Source organism: Umezawaea tangerina, from assembly GCF_003002815.1.
GTDB classification, from domain to species: domain Bacteria; phylum Actinomycetota; class Actinomycetes; order Mycobacteriales; family Pseudonocardiaceae; genus Umezawaea; species Umezawaea tangerina.
Genome location: NZ_PVTF01000004.1, coordinates 517,820 through 533,504 on the forward strand (window position 1 = coordinate 517,820; position 15,685 = coordinate 533,504).

The 15,685-nt window shown below is 70.4% G+C and carries 17 protein-coding genes and 1 pseudogene; 1 reads left to right on the forward strand and 17 read right to left on the reverse strand.

The genetic code is table 11. From position 1 onward, the window contains the following. Positions 1-27 precede the first annotated feature (27 nt). From pyrH to rpsB, 3 genes are all read right to left on the reverse strand, one after another. Positions 28-738 carry a UMP kinase gene (gene pyrH, locus CLV43_RS16440; RefSeq protein WP_245886601.1) on the reverse strand — a complete coding sequence of 237 codons (711 nt, stop codon included), beginning with the start codon at positions 736-738 and terminating at the stop codon, positions 28-30. 112 nt (positions 739-850) lie between these two features. Next, a complete protein-coding gene (gene tsf, locus CLV43_RS16445; RefSeq protein WP_106188023.1) occupies positions 851-1,666 on the reverse strand; it encodes a translation elongation factor Ts in 816 nt (271 codons plus the stop codon). An 84-nt stretch (positions 1,667-1,750) separates the two neighbouring features. Then, complete coding sequence (rpsB, locus tag CLV43_RS16450; protein ID WP_106188024.1) at positions 1,751-2,614, reverse strand: 30S ribosomal protein S2; 864 nt, start codon at positions 2,612-2,614, stop codon at positions 1,751-1,753. A 1,061-nt stretch (positions 2,615-3,675) separates the two neighbouring features. Between rpsB and CLV43_RS50460 the strand changes: the two are divergent. After that, positions 3,676-4,137: pseudogene (locus CLV43_RS50460) on the forward strand (peptidoglycan DD-metalloendopeptidase family protein); the annotation flags it as partial. Positions 4,138-4,505: 368 nt separating this feature from the next. On the opposite strand, the gene CLV43_RS16460 reads toward CLV43_RS50460, so the two are convergent. From CLV43_RS16460 to rpsP, 14 genes are all read right to left on the reverse strand, one after another. Continuing rightward, the gene (locus tag CLV43_RS16460) at positions 4,506-5,348 is read right to left on the reverse strand and encodes a FliA/WhiG family RNA polymerase sigma factor (protein ID WP_245886517.1); all 843 of its coding nucleotides are present in this window, start codon (positions 5,346-5,348) and stop codon (positions 4,506-4,508) included. A gap of 160 nt (positions 5,349-5,508) precedes the next feature. Then, positions 5,509-6,486: a tyrosine-type recombinase/integrase gene (locus CLV43_RS16465; RefSeq protein ID WP_106188026.1), complete on the reverse strand. Its 978-nt coding sequence runs from the start codon at positions 6,484-6,486 to the stop codon at positions 5,509-5,511. 33 nt (positions 6,487-6,519) lie between these two features. Further along, positions 6,520-7,674 carry a DNA-processing protein DprA gene (gene dprA / locus CLV43_RS16470; RefSeq protein ID WP_106188282.1) on the reverse strand — a complete coding sequence of 385 codons (1,155 nt, stop codon included), beginning with the start codon at positions 7,672-7,674 and terminating at the stop codon, positions 6,520-6,522. Positions 7,675-8,007: 333 nt separating this feature from the next. Continuing rightward, on the reverse strand, positions 8,008-9,531 hold the full coding sequence (locus CLV43_RS16475) for a YifB family Mg chelatase-like AAA ATPase (protein ID WP_106188027.1): 1,524 nt from the start codon (positions 9,529-9,531) through the stop codon (positions 8,008-8,010). Next, complete coding sequence (locus CLV43_RS16480) at positions 9,531-9,902, reverse strand: YraN family protein (protein WP_106188028.1); 372 nt, start codon at positions 9,900-9,902, stop codon at positions 9,531-9,533. The genes CLV43_RS16475 and CLV43_RS16480 overlap by 1 nt, the downstream gene beginning before the upstream one ends. A 232-nt stretch (positions 9,903-10,134) precedes the next feature. Then, positions 10,135-10,458 (reverse strand): DUF2469 domain-containing protein, encoded by a 324-nt coding sequence (locus CLV43_RS16485; RefSeq protein WP_106188029.1) that lies wholly within the window; start codon positions 10,456-10,458, stop codon positions 10,135-10,137. Beyond that, complete coding sequence (locus tag CLV43_RS16490) at positions 10,458-11,255, reverse strand: ribonuclease HII (protein ID WP_106188030.1); 798 nt, start codon at positions 11,253-11,255, stop codon at positions 10,458-10,460. The genes CLV43_RS16485 and CLV43_RS16490 overlap by 1 nt, the downstream gene beginning before the upstream one ends. A 9-nt stretch (positions 11,256-11,264) precedes the next feature. Then, complete coding sequence (gene lepB, locus CLV43_RS16495) at positions 11,265-12,179, reverse strand: signal peptidase I (protein WP_106188031.1); 915 nt, start codon at positions 12,177-12,179, stop codon at positions 11,265-11,267. Between the two features lie 36 nt (positions 12,180-12,215). After that, entirely contained in the window at positions 12,216-13,154 is a 939-nt protein-coding gene (lepB, locus tag CLV43_RS16500) for a signal peptidase I (RefSeq protein ID WP_106188032.1), read from the reverse strand. A 34-nt stretch (positions 13,155-13,188) separates the two neighbouring features. Next, positions 13,189-13,548: a 50S ribosomal protein L19 gene (gene rplS, locus CLV43_RS16505; RefSeq protein WP_106188033.1), complete on the reverse strand. Its 360-nt coding sequence runs from the start codon at positions 13,546-13,548 to the stop codon at positions 13,189-13,191. A 166-nt stretch (positions 13,549-13,714) separates the two neighbouring features. After that, a complete protein-coding gene (gene trmD, locus CLV43_RS16510) occupies positions 13,715-14,467 on the reverse strand; it encodes a tRNA (guanosine(37)-N1)-methyltransferase TrmD (protein ID WP_106188034.1) in 753 nt (250 codons plus the stop codon). Further along, a complete protein-coding gene (rimM, locus tag CLV43_RS16515; RefSeq protein ID WP_106188035.1) occupies positions 14,457-14,975 on the reverse strand; it encodes a ribosome maturation factor RimM in 519 nt (172 codons plus the stop codon). The genes trmD and rimM overlap by 11 nt, the downstream gene beginning before the upstream one ends. Before the next feature lie 23 nt (positions 14,976-14,998). Continuing rightward, a complete protein-coding gene (locus tag CLV43_RS16520) occupies positions 14,999-15,238 on the reverse strand; it encodes an RNA-binding protein (RefSeq protein ID WP_025360511.1) in 240 nt (79 codons plus the stop codon). Then, on the reverse strand, positions 15,235-15,672 hold the full coding sequence (gene rpsP, locus CLV43_RS16525; protein ID WP_106188036.1) for a 30S ribosomal protein S16: 438 nt from the start codon (positions 15,670-15,672) through the stop codon (positions 15,235-15,237). Before rpsP ends, CLV43_RS16520 begins: the two co-directional genes overlap by 4 nt. Positions 15,673-15,685: the final 13 nt, after the last annotated feature.

Sequence of the window (15,685 nt, forward strand, 5' to 3'; positions counted from 1 at the left end):
GGGCAGGCGGACCTGGTCCCAGCGGGTCTAGAAGGACGGGCGACCACCGGGGGTGCTCACCAATGTTCCGATCTTCTCACCACGCACCGCACGCGCGATGTTCCCCTCGGTGAGGAGGTTGAACACCATGATGGGCATGTTGTTGTCCATGCACAGGCTGAACGCGGTCGAGTCCGCCACGTTGAGCCCGCGTTCCAGCACTTCGCGGTGCGTGATGTTGTCGAACATCAGCGCGTCCGGGTCGATCTTGGGGTCGGCGGTGTAGATGCCGTCCACGGCCTTCGCCATGAGCACGATCTCGCAGCCGATCTCCAGCGCGCGCTGGGCGGCCGTCGTGTCGGTGGAGAAGTAGGGCATGCCCGCGCCGCCGCCGAAGATCACGACGCGGCCCTTCTCCAGGTGCCGCATCGCGCGGCGCGGGATGTAGGACTCGGCGACCTGGCCCATCGTGATGGACGTCTGCACCCTGGTGTCGATGCCGTGCTCGCGCTCCAGGAAGTCCTGCAGGGCCAGGCAGTTCATCACGGTGCCGAGCATGCCCATGTAGTCGGCGCGGCTGCGGTCCATGCCGCGCTGCTGGAGCTCGGCGCCGCGGAAGAAGTTGCCGCCTCCGATGACCACGGCGACCTGGGCGCCGGTGCGGACCACCGCGGCGATCTGGCGGGCGACGACCACGACGACGTCGGGGTCGACACCGACCTCACCGCCGCCGAACATCTCCCCGCCCAGCTTGAGCATCACGCGCTTGTAACCATCGACGTCTTCGCTCACAGGTCCTCCTCGCGGCGCTGGGGGTCTGGACACGGCGAAGGCGGGGTTGCAAGTCGCAGCAACCCCGCCCTCACGCGAATCAGGCCTGGCCGACCTCGAACCGGGCGAAGCGGGTAACCGCGACGCCGGCCTCGTCGAGCACTGCCTTGACGGTCTTCTTGGACTCCACCACGGAGGACTGCTCCAGGAGCACGACGTCCTTGAAGAAGCCGTTCACCCGGCCTTCGGCGATCTTGGCGATCGCGCCCTCGGGCTTGCCCTCTTCGCGGGCGGTCTCCTCGGCGATGCGGCGCTCGTTGGCGACCAGCTCGTCGGAGACGTCCTCGCGCGTGAGGTACTTCGCCCGCATGGCCGCGATCTGCTTCGCGGTGTCCGCGGCGACGCTCGCGTTGTCACCGGTGTACTCGACGACCACGCCGATGGCGGGCGGCAGGTCGGCCGAGCGGCGGTGCAGGTAGGTGGCGACGGTGCCGTCGAACACCGCGACGTTGCCGACCTCGAGCTTCTCGGACAGCTTCGCCGAGTACTCCTCGACCACTCCTGCGACGGTCTTGCCGTCGATCTCGCTGGTCAGCAGGGACGCGACGTCGTTGGCGCGGGACGCCTTGGCGGCCGCGAGCACCGTGGCGGCGAACTCCTGGAAGCCCTCCGTCTTGGCCACGAAGTCGGTCTCGCACAGCACCTGGACGATCACGCCGTCCTCGGCGGTGACGAGACCGTTGGTGGCGGTGCGGCCAGCGCGCTTGCCGACGTCCTTCGCACCCTTGATGCGCAGGATCTCGACGGCCTTGTCGAAGTCGCCGTCGGTCTCCTCGAGCGCGTTCTTGCAAGCCATCATGCCCGCGGCCGTGAGCTCGCGGAGGCGCTTCACATCAGCGGCGGTGTAGTTCGCCATCGTGACGATTTCCGTTCCTTCTGCGGGGGTGATGCCGAGAACACGCCGCGCCCGCGCCGGAGCGGGGCGCGGCGTGCCGGTGGATCAGGACTGGACGGGCTGCTCGGCAGGCGCCTCGGCCGTCTCGGCGGCCGGGGCCGCCTCGGTGGCGGCGGCCTCGGGGGTGGCGCTGGTCAGCAGCTCCTGCTCCCACTCGGCCAGCGGCTCGTCGATGCCCGGCTCCGGCTTGTCGTCGCCGTCGGCCGCACCGTTGCGCGCACCGGAACGGGCCATCAGACCCGCGGCGGCCGCCTCGGCGACGACCTTGGTCAGCAGCGCCGCGGAACGGATCGCGTCGTCGTTGCCCGGGATCGGGAAGTCGACCTCGTCGGGGTCGCAGTTCGTGTCCAGGATCGCGACGATCGGGATGTGCAGCTTGCGCGCCTCGCCGACGGCGATGTGCTCCTTCTTGGTGTCGACGATCCACACCGCGGAGGGCACCTTGGCCATGTCGCGAATGCCGCCCAGGGTGCGGGACAGCTTGTCCTTCTCGCGGTTCATCATCAGGATTTCCTTCTTGGTGAAACCCTGGAAACCGCCGGTCTGCTCCATCGACTCCAGCTCCTTGAGCCGCTGGAGGCGCTTGTGCACCGTCGAGAAGTTCGTGAGCATGCCGCCCAGCCAACGCTGGTTCACGTACGGCATGCCGACGCGGAGCGCCTCGCTGGCGATCGCTTCCTGCGCCTGCTTCTTGGTGCCGATGAACAGGATCGACCCGCCGTGCGCGACCGTCTCGCGGACGAACTCGTACGCCCGGTCGATGTAGGTCAGCGTCTGCTGGAGGTCGATGATGTAGATGCCGTTGCGCTCGGTGAAGATGTAGCGCTTCATCTTCGGGTTCCACCGACGAGTCTGGTGTCCGAAGTGCACGCCGCTGTCGAGCAGCTGCTTCATGGTGACGACGGCCATAGCCGGGTTCGCACCTTTTCCATCAGGCGCACCGGACCAGCCGGTGCGCGTTGTCCGGTTGTCGCGACGAGCCGGGATGGCACGCCGCCCTAGTGCCCTGCCGCCGCCCAGACCCAGAGATGTGTGCACTTTGGGACCGCCGGACGCCGTGACTCGACCACACTCGAAAGGGATCGGATCAGCAGTGGCACGCGAAGTCGTCCCGCACGCAGACGGGGCGTGGAACAAGTGTACGCCGAAACCCCACGATCTCCGAACCGGGCCTCCGGGTTATCCACAGGCCCCGCGGCTGTCCACAGTTCACCCCCACCCCCTGGCGTCCGCCCAGCTCAGCCCCGACCGTTGACCCATGCGCACCCCACCACTCCCCCGGCCTGCTCAGGTGCTCCGGGAGGGGGTGCGTTGGAGGGGTTCGCGGTGGGGTCGGAGGTGGGGTGAGCGGTGGGGTTTGTCGGGTTTGCCTGGGTGGGTGTCGGTCGGCGGGGTGGTGCTGCCGCTCCGGGGGATGTCGCTTCGCCGGACTGGCGGGCGGCCAGCCGGGTGGCGCGCGTGGGTGGTGGGGCTTGGCCGGGTGGTGGTCCGGTCTGGGGCGCTACTTGGCTGGGCGAGCGCGCAGCTGGGTCGGAGGCACACACAGGCGGTGTCCCCACAGCAGGCAACGCCACTCCGCTCGGCTGGGTCACCTCGACGAACCGGTGAGCAGCCGAGCAAGTGGTGTGAGCAAGTGGCGGGCCTTGGCCGGTTGCGGTGATTCGTTGGGCGACACCACCGCGCCGGACGAGTGCGTCACCGGGCCCGTGGTGCGAGCAGGTGTCACCAGGGTGCATGGCACCGGATTCACTCGGCGAGACCACCCCGCCGGGTGGGCGTGCGATTGCGCAGGTGGCGGGCAAGCGGTGTCACCAGGGCGCATGGCTTCTCTTCGCGCGGCGAGATCAACCCGTCGGGCGGGTGCGCGGCTGGGTGGGTGGTGCGGGCGCGTGGTGGCACTTCATCGGTGTCTTCGCGTGGCTCGGCGAGGTCATGCAGGTGTGCGTTGTGGAGGGGCGGTGTTGAGGCGGATGGCGGGTCTGGGTGGGTGGCGGGTGTGGGTGGTGGCGCTGGTGGGTGTGTTGGTGGGTGTGGTTGGCGTGGGGGCGGCGGATGGGGTGGATGGGGTGGATGGGGTGGGTGGGCGGTTTGGGTGGCCGTTTGGGGTGCCGCATCCGGTTGTGAGGGGTTTCAGTGCGCCGGCGAGTCCGTACGGGCCGGGGCATCGGGGGGTGGATTTGGGTGGGGTGGTGGGTGAGGCGGTGTTCGCGGCGGGGGATGGGACTGTGGTGTTCGCGGGCGCGGTGGGTGGGCGGTCGGTGGTGTCGGTGGGTCATGGGGGTGGGTTGCGGACCACGTACGAGCCGGTCGAGCCGGTAGTGAGGGCGGGTTCGGCGGTGCGGCGGGGTGAGCGGATCGGCACGTTGGTGGCGGGTCATGAGGGCTGTCCTCGGCCGGCGTGCCTGCACTGGGGTGCGCGGAGGGGTGTCGACTACGTCAACCCGCTGCGGTTGGTCACGGGCGGGCGGGTGCGTTTGCTGCCGGTGACGCCGACGGACAACGCGGAGTACGGCGGGGCGCGAAGTCGTCGGGCCGAGTTCGTTGTCGGCCGTTCGGGAAATGCGCGGGAATTGTCCGTGGCGATCGTTCACAGTGGATTGGGAGTTCGGGAATTCCTGCCCGGAGATAATCGCCTCGAATGCGCTGGGACCCCGCCCGCGATTCGCGATCCACCGGACGGTGGTACGGGTCAGGACAACCCGTCAACCGGTCGGCGGTCGGACCGTGGAGGGCGGTGCTGGGCGCAGGTGTCGCCGCGGCCGGAATTCGGGGTTCCGGCCGCGGGGGTCCTGGCAGGTGGTCAGTCGGTCTGCTCGTTGAGCTTGGTGCGGAGGCGGAGCACGGCTCGGGTGTGGAGCTGGCAGACGCGGGACTCGGTGACGCCGAGGACCTTGCCGATCTCGGCGAGGGTGAGGTTCTCGAAGTAGTAGAGGGTGACGACGACCCGGTCGCGTTCGGCGAGCTGGGCGATGGCGTCGGCGAGCTGGCGGCGGCTGTCGAGGTCGACGAGGGCGGCGACCGGGTCCTCCGCGTGGTTGTCCGGCAGCGACTCGGCGAGCGAGGCGCCCGCGCCGGTTCCCCCGCGGCCCGCGGCGATGAGCTCGTCCAGCGCCACGACGCTGGTGAGCTGCAGCTGGGCGTAGAGCTCGCGCAGCTCGGCGAGACCGATCTTGAGCTCGGCGGCGAGCTCGCGGTCGGTCGGTGTGCGCTGGAGCTTCGCGCCGAGGCGTTCGAGGGCGCGTTCGACGTCCCGCGCGCGGGAGCGGACCGAGCGCGGCACCCAGTCCTGGGAGCGGAGGTCGTCCAGGATCGCGCCGCGGATGCGCTGCATGGCGTAGGTCTCGAACTTGAGCCCGCGCTCGAACTCGAACTTCTCGATGGCGTCGACCAGCCCGAAGATGCCGGACTGGATCAGGTCGCCGACGTCGACGTGCGCGGGCAGACCGGTGCCGACGCGGCCCGCGACGTACTTGACCAGCGGCGCGTAGTGCAGCACCAGCCGGTCGCGCACGACCTGCTCGTGCGACTTCCCGTACTTCTGCCACAGGGCGATGATCCCGGCCTCGACGTCGTCCGCGGTGCGGGAGTCGGACGCCGGGTGCGCCGGGCGCGTGGAACCGTTGCGCACGGCCGTCGCGAGCATGACGGCATGGCCGTTCGGGGCGGCACTCCCGTTATGGAGGGGCTCACCGTCGACGCGGTGACCGTTCGTCCCTGCCGGGGAGTGCGCCTCCGACGAGGTTCCGACGTGCGCCGCGGAAGGGGAGTTCACGGTTGCGGTCCGCGAACCTCCCCCGGCGACGTCAGGAACGGGGGTGGGTTCGGTCATGGATCGCCTTCAGCCGTTCGACTGTTACATGTGTGTAGAGCTGAGTTGTTGCGAGCGTAGCGTGACCAAGGAGATCTTGGACTGTGCGCAGGTCCGCTCCCCCTTCCAAGGCGTGCGCCGCCGCTGGGCGACTGGGTCCGCGCGACCCCGAAGGGGCCGTACCGGGTACCGCACCCACTACATCGTGAACAACCCGTCCAGCGGTACGGGAATCGGGAATCCGACCTCGGACCCCCTCGGGCAACGACATTGGCGCACCCGCGCTGAACAGCGCCGATCGGCTTTGTTCCGCCCAACGTCGTACCGCACGTTCGGCCGGAACGCCGAACGGGGCGGTGCGTTCGCGACTGCCCTTGCCAAGAACCCGAATCACCCTTTGGGAGTAGTCCACGTCGCCGAGGTCGAGACCACGCAACCCGGCGACCCGGACGCCCGTTGCGCAGGGCAACTCCACCACGGGTTGGTCACGCAGCGCAACCGGCTGGCCATTCTCCGCTGCGGAACCGACAGCCGACAAGGCCCCTCCGACCCGCCCCGGACACGGCCCCGAAGGCGTCTTCCGGTGCGCTCGCGGAACAGCCGGCCAAGGCCCCGCCACACCAGCGGGACGCCCCGCACGGGCCATCCCGACGGTGAACGGCCTGGCTGCGGCGGCTTCGCGGGCAGTCGACCCGCGACTCGCCCGCGAATCTAACCAGGCCGCTGAGCGGGATCGCGGAGCCGCGGAGGCGACCGACCTGGCGGTCGGCTGCCCGGAATCCCCTTCGGCGACGTGCACCGAAAGGCCGACAAGATTGCCCGGACACGCACGCACCGTGTGCGGCGACGAGCCGCTTCCCCGGACCCGGTACCGCCCGATCCCACCCGGCACCGCCCGGACGCCCGCGCACGGCTCGGCACGCGACCGGACCCGGTCGGCACGACGAGTCCGTGCTGGCGGCTGCAAGGACATAGGGGATGACGCTGCGCCCTCCGTGGCCCTTGGTCAAGCATCGCCACACCCAGCGGTGACATGAGAGCGTTTCCAACCCGTGTCGACCCGTTCGGCGAGCCCGGCCATCTCGAACTCGGGCAGCAGCGCCCGGACTGTCGACAAAGCGACTCCCGACTCGACCGCGATCACCTCCGCGCTGTGCCCGGTCGTCAACCCGAGCGCCTCGTGCACGCGGACCGCGTCGCCGTTCGGCGGACCGATGGCGGTGGACGACTGCCGGGTGGACTCGACCAGGTCGGCACCGATCCGCCCGGTCGACTCGACCACCTCGGCCACGGTGCTGACCGCGATGGCCTGGCCGGACCGCAGCAGCTCGTGGCAGCCGGTCGAGCTCGCCGAGGTCACCGGCCCCGGCACCGCCATCAGCACCCGGCCCAGCGCGGTGGTCGACGCCGCCGTGTTCTTCGCCCCGCTGCGCCGCCCGGCCTCGACGACGACCGTGCCGTCGCCCAGCGCCGCGATCAGCCGGTTGCGGGTCAGGAACCGGTGCCGGGCGGGCGTGTGCGCGGGCGGGTACTCGCTGACCACCAGGCCCCGCTCCGGGATGCGCGCGATGAGGTTCGCGTGCCCCGCCGGGTACGGCACGTCCACCCCGCACGCGAGCACCGCGATGGTCGACCCCTCCGCCGCGAGCGCACCGCGGTGGGCGCAGCCGTCGATGCCGTACGCGGCACCGGACACGACCACGATCCCCTTCTCCGCGAGGCCGTACCCGAACTCCGTCGCGATGTGCTGGCCGTACCCGCTGGCGTCCCGCGACCCCACGACGGCCACCGCCCGCTCGGCGAGCTCGGCCACGTTCGCCTTGCCCCGCACCCACAGCGCGAGCGGTGCCAGACCGCACTTCAGCCCGTTCGCGGCGGCCAGGGTCAGGGCGTTGAACGGCCACTCCGGCCACTCGTCGTCCTCCGGGACCACCAGCCTCCCGCCCAGCTCCGCCATCCGCCGCAGGTCCTGCTCGGCCCGGTCCTCGCCCCGTCGAGCGGACGTCTGCCCCTCCACCGCCTCGGGCACCCTGCCCGCCCGCACCAGCTCCGCCGCCTTGACCGGCCCGACCTCGTCGACGAACGCGGCGAGCGCGGGCGCGGGCGGTTCCGCGACGCGGGAGAGGTACGCGCGCGTCAACCGCACCTTGTCAATGCTCATGACGACCTCCATCGAGGGATTTCCGTTGGTGCGGCGGGGTTTCCGCGCGCGGCGGGGCCAGGAACGGGGACATGGGGTCTCCTTCGTCGGGAACAGCGGAACGCGGTGCGGCCCAACCTCCGAGCCAAGGTCGGTTAACCGGTCTTGCAGCTACCTCGCCAAGTCCGCCCGAACAACGCAGCCACCGGAATGGCCGGAAGACCACCGGCAGCCATCCAGAAGAACCAGAGGTGGAAGCGAGTGCGCGAGCGGAACCGAGCCCTCGCACGAACCGATCGGTGCAGCACAGGGACGAGCACGACTTGCAGAGTGGTTAGAGGGCGACGGAAGGGGCTACCAGGAGGCGCGGCGCTCCCGGAACTCGAGCGCCGCCGCCACGTGCGAGGCGTCCGGGCGGTCGGACTCCGCCAGGTCCGCGAGCGTCCACGCGACCCTGATGCAGCGGTCCGCGCCGCGGCCCGTCAGGGTGCCCGTGGTGAGGGCGCGGTCCAGCAGGGCCGTGGTCTGGCGCGGCAGGGCGAACTCCTGGCGCAGCGACGGGCCGGGGACCTCCGCGTTGGTGCGCCACGGCTGGCCGTGCGACGACCAGCGCTCGGCGGCACGGGTGCGGGCCTTGAGCACGCGTTCGCGGACGACCGCCGTCGGTTCGGGCGCGGACACCTCGGCGCCGGTCATGGCCGTGAGGGGACGCATCTTCACCCGCAGGTCGACCCGGTCCAGCAGCGGACCGGAGAGCTTGGCCAGGTACCTGCGGCGGTCCTTGGGCGTGCAGGTGCAGTCGATCTCCTTCGGTGGTGCGCAGGGACAGGTGTTGGTGGCCAGGACCAGCTGGAACCTCGCCGGGTAGCGGACCGTGCCCGCCTGCCTGGCCAGCCGGACCTCGCCCTCCTCCAACGCGGTGCGCAGGGCGTCCAGCCCCACCCGGCTGAACTCGCAGGCCTCATCGAGGAAGAGCACGCCCCGGTGGGCCTTGCTGGCCGACCCCGGTTTCGCCAGCCCGGTGCCGCCGCCGACCAGCGCCGCCACCGAGGCGGAGTGGTGCAGGGCGATGAACGGCGGAGCACCGACCAGCGGCGCCTCGGCGGACAGCAGCCCCGCCACCGAGTGGATCGCCGTGACCTCCAGCGCCTCCTGGCTGGTCAACGGCGGCAGCAGGCCGCTCAGCCGTTGGGCCAGCATGGTCTTGCCGGTGCCCGGTGGACCGCTGAGCAGCAGGTGGTGCGCACCCGCGGCGGCCACCTCCAGCGCCCACCGCGCCTCGGGCTGCCCCAGGACGTCCGCCAGGTCCGCCGTCGGCACCGGTCGCGGTGCCTCCGGCGGCGGGGCCGGGCGCAACGCGGCGTCGTCGCCGGTCAGCCAGGCGACCACCTCGGTCAGGGAGGAGGCCCCGCGGACGGTCAGCCCGTCCACCAGCGACGCCTCGGACAGCGACTCCACCGGCACGACGGCCTCGCGCAGCCCCGCCCGCCTGGCGGCGAGCAGCGACGGCAGGACGCCCCGCACGCCGCGCAGCCTCCCGTCCAACGCCAGCTCGCCCAGCAGCACCGTGGTCGCGAGGCGCTCGGCCGGAACGGACTGCGCGGCGGCCAGCACCACCGACGCCAAGGCCAGGTCGTACCCGGCTCCGCCCTTCGGCAGGGCAGCGGGCGAGAGACCGAGGGTGACGCGCTGGGTCGGCCAGTCGTGGCCGCTGTTGCGGATGGCGGCGCGCACGCGGTCCTTGGACTCGTGCAGGGCCGCGTCCGGCAGCCCGAGCAGCTGGGTCGCGACCGCGCCCGCGCCGACGTCGGCCTCGATCTCCACGACCACGCCGTCGACCCCGAACAGCGCCACGGACCAGGCCCGTGCGAGGCCCACTACAACCCCTTCAGGTGATGCAGCCGAACTTCACCCTCCGGTGGCCACAACACGGACACGGCGTCGTACCTGACGTCCACCCAGCCGACCCGGTAGGCCATCAGCCACCGCTGGGTCACCTTGCGCATCCGGTGCAGCTTCTCCGGTGTCACGGCCTCCAGCGGACTCCCGCAGGCGACACCGGACCGGCTCTTCACCTCGCACACCACCAACAACTTGCCGTCCGTGGCGACGATGTCCAGCTCGCCCTCGCGGCAGCTCCAGTTGCGGCTCAGCACCACCAACCCCTGGCGCTCCAGGTACTCGCACGCCAGGTCCTCCCCCTGTTCGCCCAGGTCGCGCTTGGTCCGCCGGGCCACTTCCACCGTCATCGCTCCCCCTCGGTCGTCTGGGTTCGACCTTGCCGGGAGCTGGGCGGCGGGACCAGCGGGTACCGCGGAACTGTGGACAAGTGGAGGGCCTGTGGACAGGTCGCGATCTTGAACGCCCGGAACCCGCCGGACTGTCGGGGGGTCGTGCTATGGGCGGACAGGCTTCAGGGGACCCCTCCGCCACGTGCGGAAGGGTCCCCTGAAGTTCTGAGTGCGGCGTGCGGCTGCCCCATCAGCTGTCAAACGGTCCACCCTCGGGAAGACGCAGGTCGGGCTTGTCCAGCTCCTCGACGTTGACGTCCTTGAAGGTGATGACCCGAACGTTCTTCACGAACCGGGCGGGGCGGTACATGTCCCACACCCAGGCGTCCGACATCCGCACCTCGAAGTAGACCTCGCCGTCCGCGTTGCGAACCTGCACGTCGACCGAATTGGCCAGGTAGAACCGCCGTTCGGTCTCCACGACGAACGAGAACTGGCTGACGATGTCGCGGTACTCCTTGTACAGCGACAACTCCATCTCGGTCTCGTACTTCTCGAGATCCTCTGCACTCATTACGCCTCCGCGCGGGTAATCATCGAATCCGCGCCCCTCCTCGTCGCGAGCCCTGCCACCCCCGCAGCAGCAGGGGGTGCCCCATTCTGGACCACGCCGATCGCGGCCACACTGCGCGCCACACGGTGTGGCGGCTCAAGTCCGTGCCGGATTGCGGCTGACGCCACGTTCGCATACGACCACCGGTGCTCCGCGCTCGGGCCGTGCTCGACCAGCGCGGAGGTGTGCACGGGGGTGTTGTAGCCCTTGTGGACGTCGAAGCCGTAGACCGGCAGGGCGTCGTGCATGCCCTCCATGATCCGGTCCCTGGTGACCTTCGCGAGCACCGACGCGGCCGCGACGCAGGCGGCGACCCGGTCGCCCTTCACCACCGGCATGTTTGGCGCGGCGAGGCCGGGGACGCGGAACCCGTCCGTCAGCACGTAGCCGGGGTGCGCGCCGAGCTGGGCGACCGCGCGGCGCATGCCCTCGATGTTCGCCACGTGCACGCCGGTCAGGTCCACCTCGGCGGCCGGGATGACGATCACCGCGCAGTCGACCGCGCGGGACAGCACCACGTCGTACATGCGGTCCCTGGCGGCGGCCGTGAGCAGCTTGGAGTCGGTGAGGCCCTCGAACTTGGCGGCGTCCTTGGGCCTGAGCACGCACGACGCCACCACGAGCGGACCGGCGCACGCGCCGCGCCCGGCTTCGTCGACACCCGCGACGGGGCCCAGTCCGCGGCGGTCGAGCGCGGCCTGCAGCGCCCAGATTCCTGCGTCCCGCCGAACGATGGCACGGGGTGGGTTGCAGATCACCCGTCGACCCTATCCCAGGGTCTTCCGGCGGAACCGGGCCCGCGCGCGCTTGCCCAGGAACAACACCGGCCACGCACCGGCGATGCCGACGCCCGCGGGCAGCGCGTCCTGCCACGCCGGGGCGCCCATCGCGACGGCCTGGCCCTGCGGGTTGTGGTCCGTGACGCCCTGCCAGCGCGACGGCGGCAGCACGATCAGCCGCGCCTTGCCCACCACGTTGCCGATCGGCACGAGTCCGCCTTCGCGGCCGTCGCCCTGGCACCGCGAGTCGCACGAGTCGTTGCGGTTGTCGCCGAGCACGAACAGGAAGCCCGGCGGGATCGTCAGGTCCGCGAACGACTCCTGGACGGTGCTCCGGCCCGGCTCCCAGTACAGGTACGACTCGTCGAGGGCCTTCCCGTCGACCGAGACCCGGTTCTTGTCGTCGCAGCACTTCACCGTCTGGCCGCCGACCGCGACGACCCGCTTGACGAAGTCCTCCTCGCTGGCCGACGGGAGGCCGACCAGCGACCCGAGGCCCTGGAGCGCCTTCTGGAACGCGTTCGTCGGCTCCTGCGCCGTGAAGTCGTTCTGCCAGCTCTGCGGCCCGTGGAAGACGATCACGTCGCCGGGGGCGGGGTCGCTGAAGTCGTAGGTGACCTTGTCAACCAGCACGCGGTCGCCGTAGCAGCCGTTGCAGCCGTGCAGGGTCTGCTCCATCGACTCCGACGGGATCATGTAGACCCGCGCCAGGAACGTCTGGATCAGGAACGCGAGACCGAACGCCACGACCACCAGGATCGGCAGCTCGCGCCAGAACGAGCCCTTGCGCTTGCCCTTCTGGGCTTTCCGGGCGCGCGCTCGCCAGGCCTCGACCGCCTCCTCATCGCTGTCGCGATAGGGGTCATCATCTGATGGGCCACGGGAGGGCACGACGTCTACCACTTGGCAAGAGTACCCAGGATGGGTGTGTGGGCCCGGTCAGCGACCGGGGAAAAGCCTTTCGCGCAGCCTGCGGCCGAAGAACAGAACCGGCCACGCGGCGGCAAACCCGACACCCGCGGGCAAACCGCGCTGCCACTCGGGAGCTCCGATGGCCACGGCCTGCGGGTTGAAGTCGCTGATGCCGCCCCAGCGCGACGGCGGGATCACGATCACCCGCGCCTTGCCGATCACGTTCTCCACCGGCACGGTGCCCGCCACGCCCCCGCCGCCCTGCTTGCGCGAGTCGGTGGAGTTCGTGCGGTTGTCACCCATCACCCAGAGGTGGCCTTCGGGGACCTTCACGGGCTCGAACGGGTCGTGGTCCTCGGGACCGGTGCCCGGCTGCCAGTAGATGTACGGCTCGTCGAGGGGCTTCCCGTCGACGATGAGCCGGTGCTGGTCGTCGCAGCACTGGACGGTCTGGCCGCCCACGGCGATGACGCGCTTCACGAAGTCGCGCTCGTCCGGCGGCGCGAGGCCCACCACGGAAGCGGCGCTCTGGAGCGCGGCGACGACCGGGTTGTCCGAACGGTTGGACTGGATGTCGTTCTGGCCCCACGCGTCGGGGCCGCGGAACACGACGACCTCACCCGGCGAGATGTCGGTGAAGTCATAGGTGATCTTGTCGACGAGCACCTTGTCGTTCACGCAGCCGGGGCAGCCGTGCAGCGTCTTCTCCATCGACGCCGACGGGATCACGTAGACCCGCGCCAGGAACGTCTGGATGATGAAGGTGAGCACCAGTGCGGTTCCCGCGAGGATCAGCAGTTCGCGCCACAGCGGGGTCTTCTTCTTCGCCTTCGACCTGCCGCCCCCGGCCGAGTCCGGAATGGACTCGAACTCGGCCTCGGGGGTTACGGCTGGGTCGCTGACACGATCTTCGCCAGAGGGTTCTGAATCGTTGTCGTCAGCGGACGAACGCACGGGGTCTGCCACGTGGGCAGGCTACGCGCAGCTGCTCGACGGGCTGTCAGGCACCCGGCTTCGCGGTGCGCTTCTCCTTGATCTTGGCGGCCTTGCCGCGCAGGTCGCGGAGGTAGTACAGCTTCGCGCGGCGCACGGCGCCACGGGTCGCGACCTCGACCTCGGCGATGTTCGGGGAGTGCACCGGGAAGGTGCGCTCGACGCCAACGCCGAAGGAGACCTTGCGCACGGTGAAGGTCTCGCGGATCCCGCCGCCCTGGCGGCGGATCACGATGCCCTGGAACACCTGGACGCGCTCGCGCGAGCCCTCGATGACCCGGACGTGGACCTTCAGCGTGTCGCCCGGCCGGAAGCTGGGAATGTCGGAGCGCAGCGACTGGGCGTCAAGAGCGTCCAGGGTGTTCATCGGTGGTCCGTCCTCGTCCTCATGTGTCTCGCGTACTCCCCCAGAGCGCAATGAAGCTTCAGAGTGCGACACCGTGGGGGCGGGCTTGCGGCGCGCGCCGGAACTAATAACCGGCTGCAGCAACCTGTCCAGTGTGCCAGACGGGCACTCCGGAATGAAATCGAGGCTACTCCTGCACCGACCTCAGCCGGTCCAGCAGGGCCCGGTCGTGCTTGTCGAACGCCTCTTCGGGAAGGGCTTCGAGCAGCTCAGGACGCCTGTGCAGGGTCCGTTCGAGCGATTGGTCACGGCGCCAGCGGTCGATCAGCCGGTGGTTCCCGGAGAGCAGCACCTCCGGCACCGCGAGATCGCGCCACACCTCGGGCCGCGTGTAGCTCGGGCCCTCCAGCAGGCCGTCGGAGAACGAGTCCTCCGCCGCCGAGCGCGGGTTGCCGAGCACACCGGGCAACAGGCGGACGACGGCCTCGACCATCACCAGCACGGCCACCTCGCCGCCGACGAGCACGTAGTCGCCGATGGAGACCTCGTCCACGCGCATGCGGGTGGACGCGTCGTCGATCACGCGCTGGTCGATGCCCTCGTAGCGCCCGCAGGCGAACACCAGCCGCGGCTCGGCCGCGTACTCGTGCGCCAGCGCCTGGGTGAACGGCCGCCCCGCCGGGGTCGGCACGACCAGCCGCGGCGCCGGGTCGCCCGCGCACACCTGGTCGAGCGCGTCGCCCCAGATCTGCGGCCGCATCACCATGCCGGGACCACCGCCGTAGGGGCTGTTGTCCACGGCCTTGTGCACGTCGTGCGTCCAGTCGCGGAGGTCGTGCACGTCGACGCTGATCAGGCCCTTGTCGATCGCCTTGCCGAGGAGCGCGGCCCTGATCGGGTCGAGGTACTCGGGGAAGATCGTCAGAACGTCAATCCGCATCGAGCAGGCCTTCCGGCGGGTCGATGACGACCTTGCCCGCCTTCACGTCCACGGTCGGCACGATCTGGCGCACGAACGGCACCAGCAGCTCGCCACCGCCTTCGCGGTTGACGACGAGCAGCTCGCCGCCCGCCCCGTGCGCGATCTCCTTGACGGTGCCCACCTCGGACCCGTCCAGCAGCTCCACGACCAGGCCTTCCAGCTCGTGGTCGTAGAACTCGTCCGGGTCGTCGGTCGGCGGCAGGTCGTCCGTGCTGCCCAGCAACAGCGTGCCGCGCAGCGACTCCGCGACGTCCCTGGTCAGCACTTCGTCGAAACGCACCAGCAGCCGCCCGGAGTGGTTCCGGGCGGCTGCGACGGTGAGGGTGCGCGTCGTCCCGTCGCGCAGCTTCGCGACCAGTGCCGAACCGAGTGCGAACCGCATCTCGGGTGAATCGGTGCGCACGTCAACGGCGAGTTCACCGGTGATCCCGTGCGCCTTGGCCACGCGGCCGACGACGACGTCCATGCCCTACTTCTTGCTTGTTGTGGCTAGCGGTCGGTGTCGACCACGTCGACGCGCACGCCACGGCCGCCGATGCCGGCCATGACGGTGCGCAGCGCGGTCGCGGTGCGACCGCCGCGCCCGATCACCTTGCCGAGGTCGTCCGGGTGGACGTGCACCTCGAGGGTGCGACCGCGACGGGTGGTGACCAGGGTCACCCGGACGTCGTCCGGGTGGTCGACGATGCCACGAACGAGGTGTTCGAGGGCGTCAGCCAACAAACTCACGCCTCGTCCTTGGGCGCCTCGGCAGCAGGCTCTGCGTCAGCCTTCTTGGACGCCTTCTTCTTCGGCGTGGTGGCCTCGGCCATCGGCTCGGAGGACGCGGCGGCGAGAGCGGCTGCGAACAGGTCCGCCTTCGACGTCTTCGGCTCCTTGACCTTCAGCGTGCCCTCGGCGCCCGGCAGGCCCTTGAACTTCTGCCAGTCACCGGTGATCTCCAGCAGGCGCTGGACGGACTCGGTCGGCTGCGCGCCGACGCCCAGCCAGTACTGCGCCCGGTCGGAGTCGACGGCGATGAAGCTCGGCTCCTCCTTGGGGTGGTACTTGCCGATCGTCTCGATGGCCTTGCCGTTGCGGCGGGTGCGAGCGTCCGAAACGATGATCCGGTAGTACGGCTGACGGATCTTGCCAAGCCGCTGCAGCTTGATCTTGACGGCCACGGGTACTGGTACT

Coding starts and splice junctions, on each gene's coding strand:
- trmD (WP_106188034.1), bottom strand. CDS start 14,467: ATGCGGATTGACGTTCTGACGATCTTCCCCGAGTACCTCGACCCGATC.
- rplS (WP_106188033.1), bottom strand. CDS start 13,548: ATGAACACCCTGGACGCTCTTGACGCCCAGTCGCTGCGCTCCGACATT.
- CLV43_RS16460 (WP_245886517.1), bottom strand. CDS start 5,348: ATGCTCGCGACGGCCGTGCGCAACGGTTCCACGCGCCCGGCGCACCCG.
- rimM (WP_106188035.1), bottom strand. CDS start 14,975: ATGGACGTCGTCGTCGGCCGCGTGGCCAAGGCGCACGGGATCACCGGT.
- pyrH (WP_245886601.1), bottom strand. CDS start 738: ATGCTCAAGCTGGGCGGGGAGATGTTCGGCGGCGGTGAGGTCGGTGTC.
- CLV43_RS16485 (WP_106188029.1), bottom strand. CDS start 10,458: ATGAGTGCAGAGGATCTCGAGAAGTACGAGACCGAGATGGAGTTGTCG.
- rpsB (WP_106188024.1), bottom strand. CDS start 2,614: ATGGCCGTCGTCACCATGAAGCAGCTGCTCGACAGCGGCGTGCACTTC.
- dprA (WP_106188282.1), bottom strand. CDS start 7,674: ATGAGCATTGACAAGGTGCGGTTGACGCGCGCGTACCTCTCCCGCGTC.
- CLV43_RS16465 (WP_106188026.1), bottom strand. CDS start 6,486: ATGTCCTTGCAGCCGCCAGCACGGACTCGTCGTGCCGACCGGGTCCGG.
- tsf (WP_106188023.1), bottom strand. CDS start 1,666: ATGGCGAACTACACCGCCGCTGATGTGAAGCGCCTCCGCGAGCTCACG.
- CLV43_RS16480 (WP_106188028.1), bottom strand. CDS start 9,902: ATGACGGTGGAAGTGGCCCGGCGGACCAAGCGCGACCTGGGCGAACAG.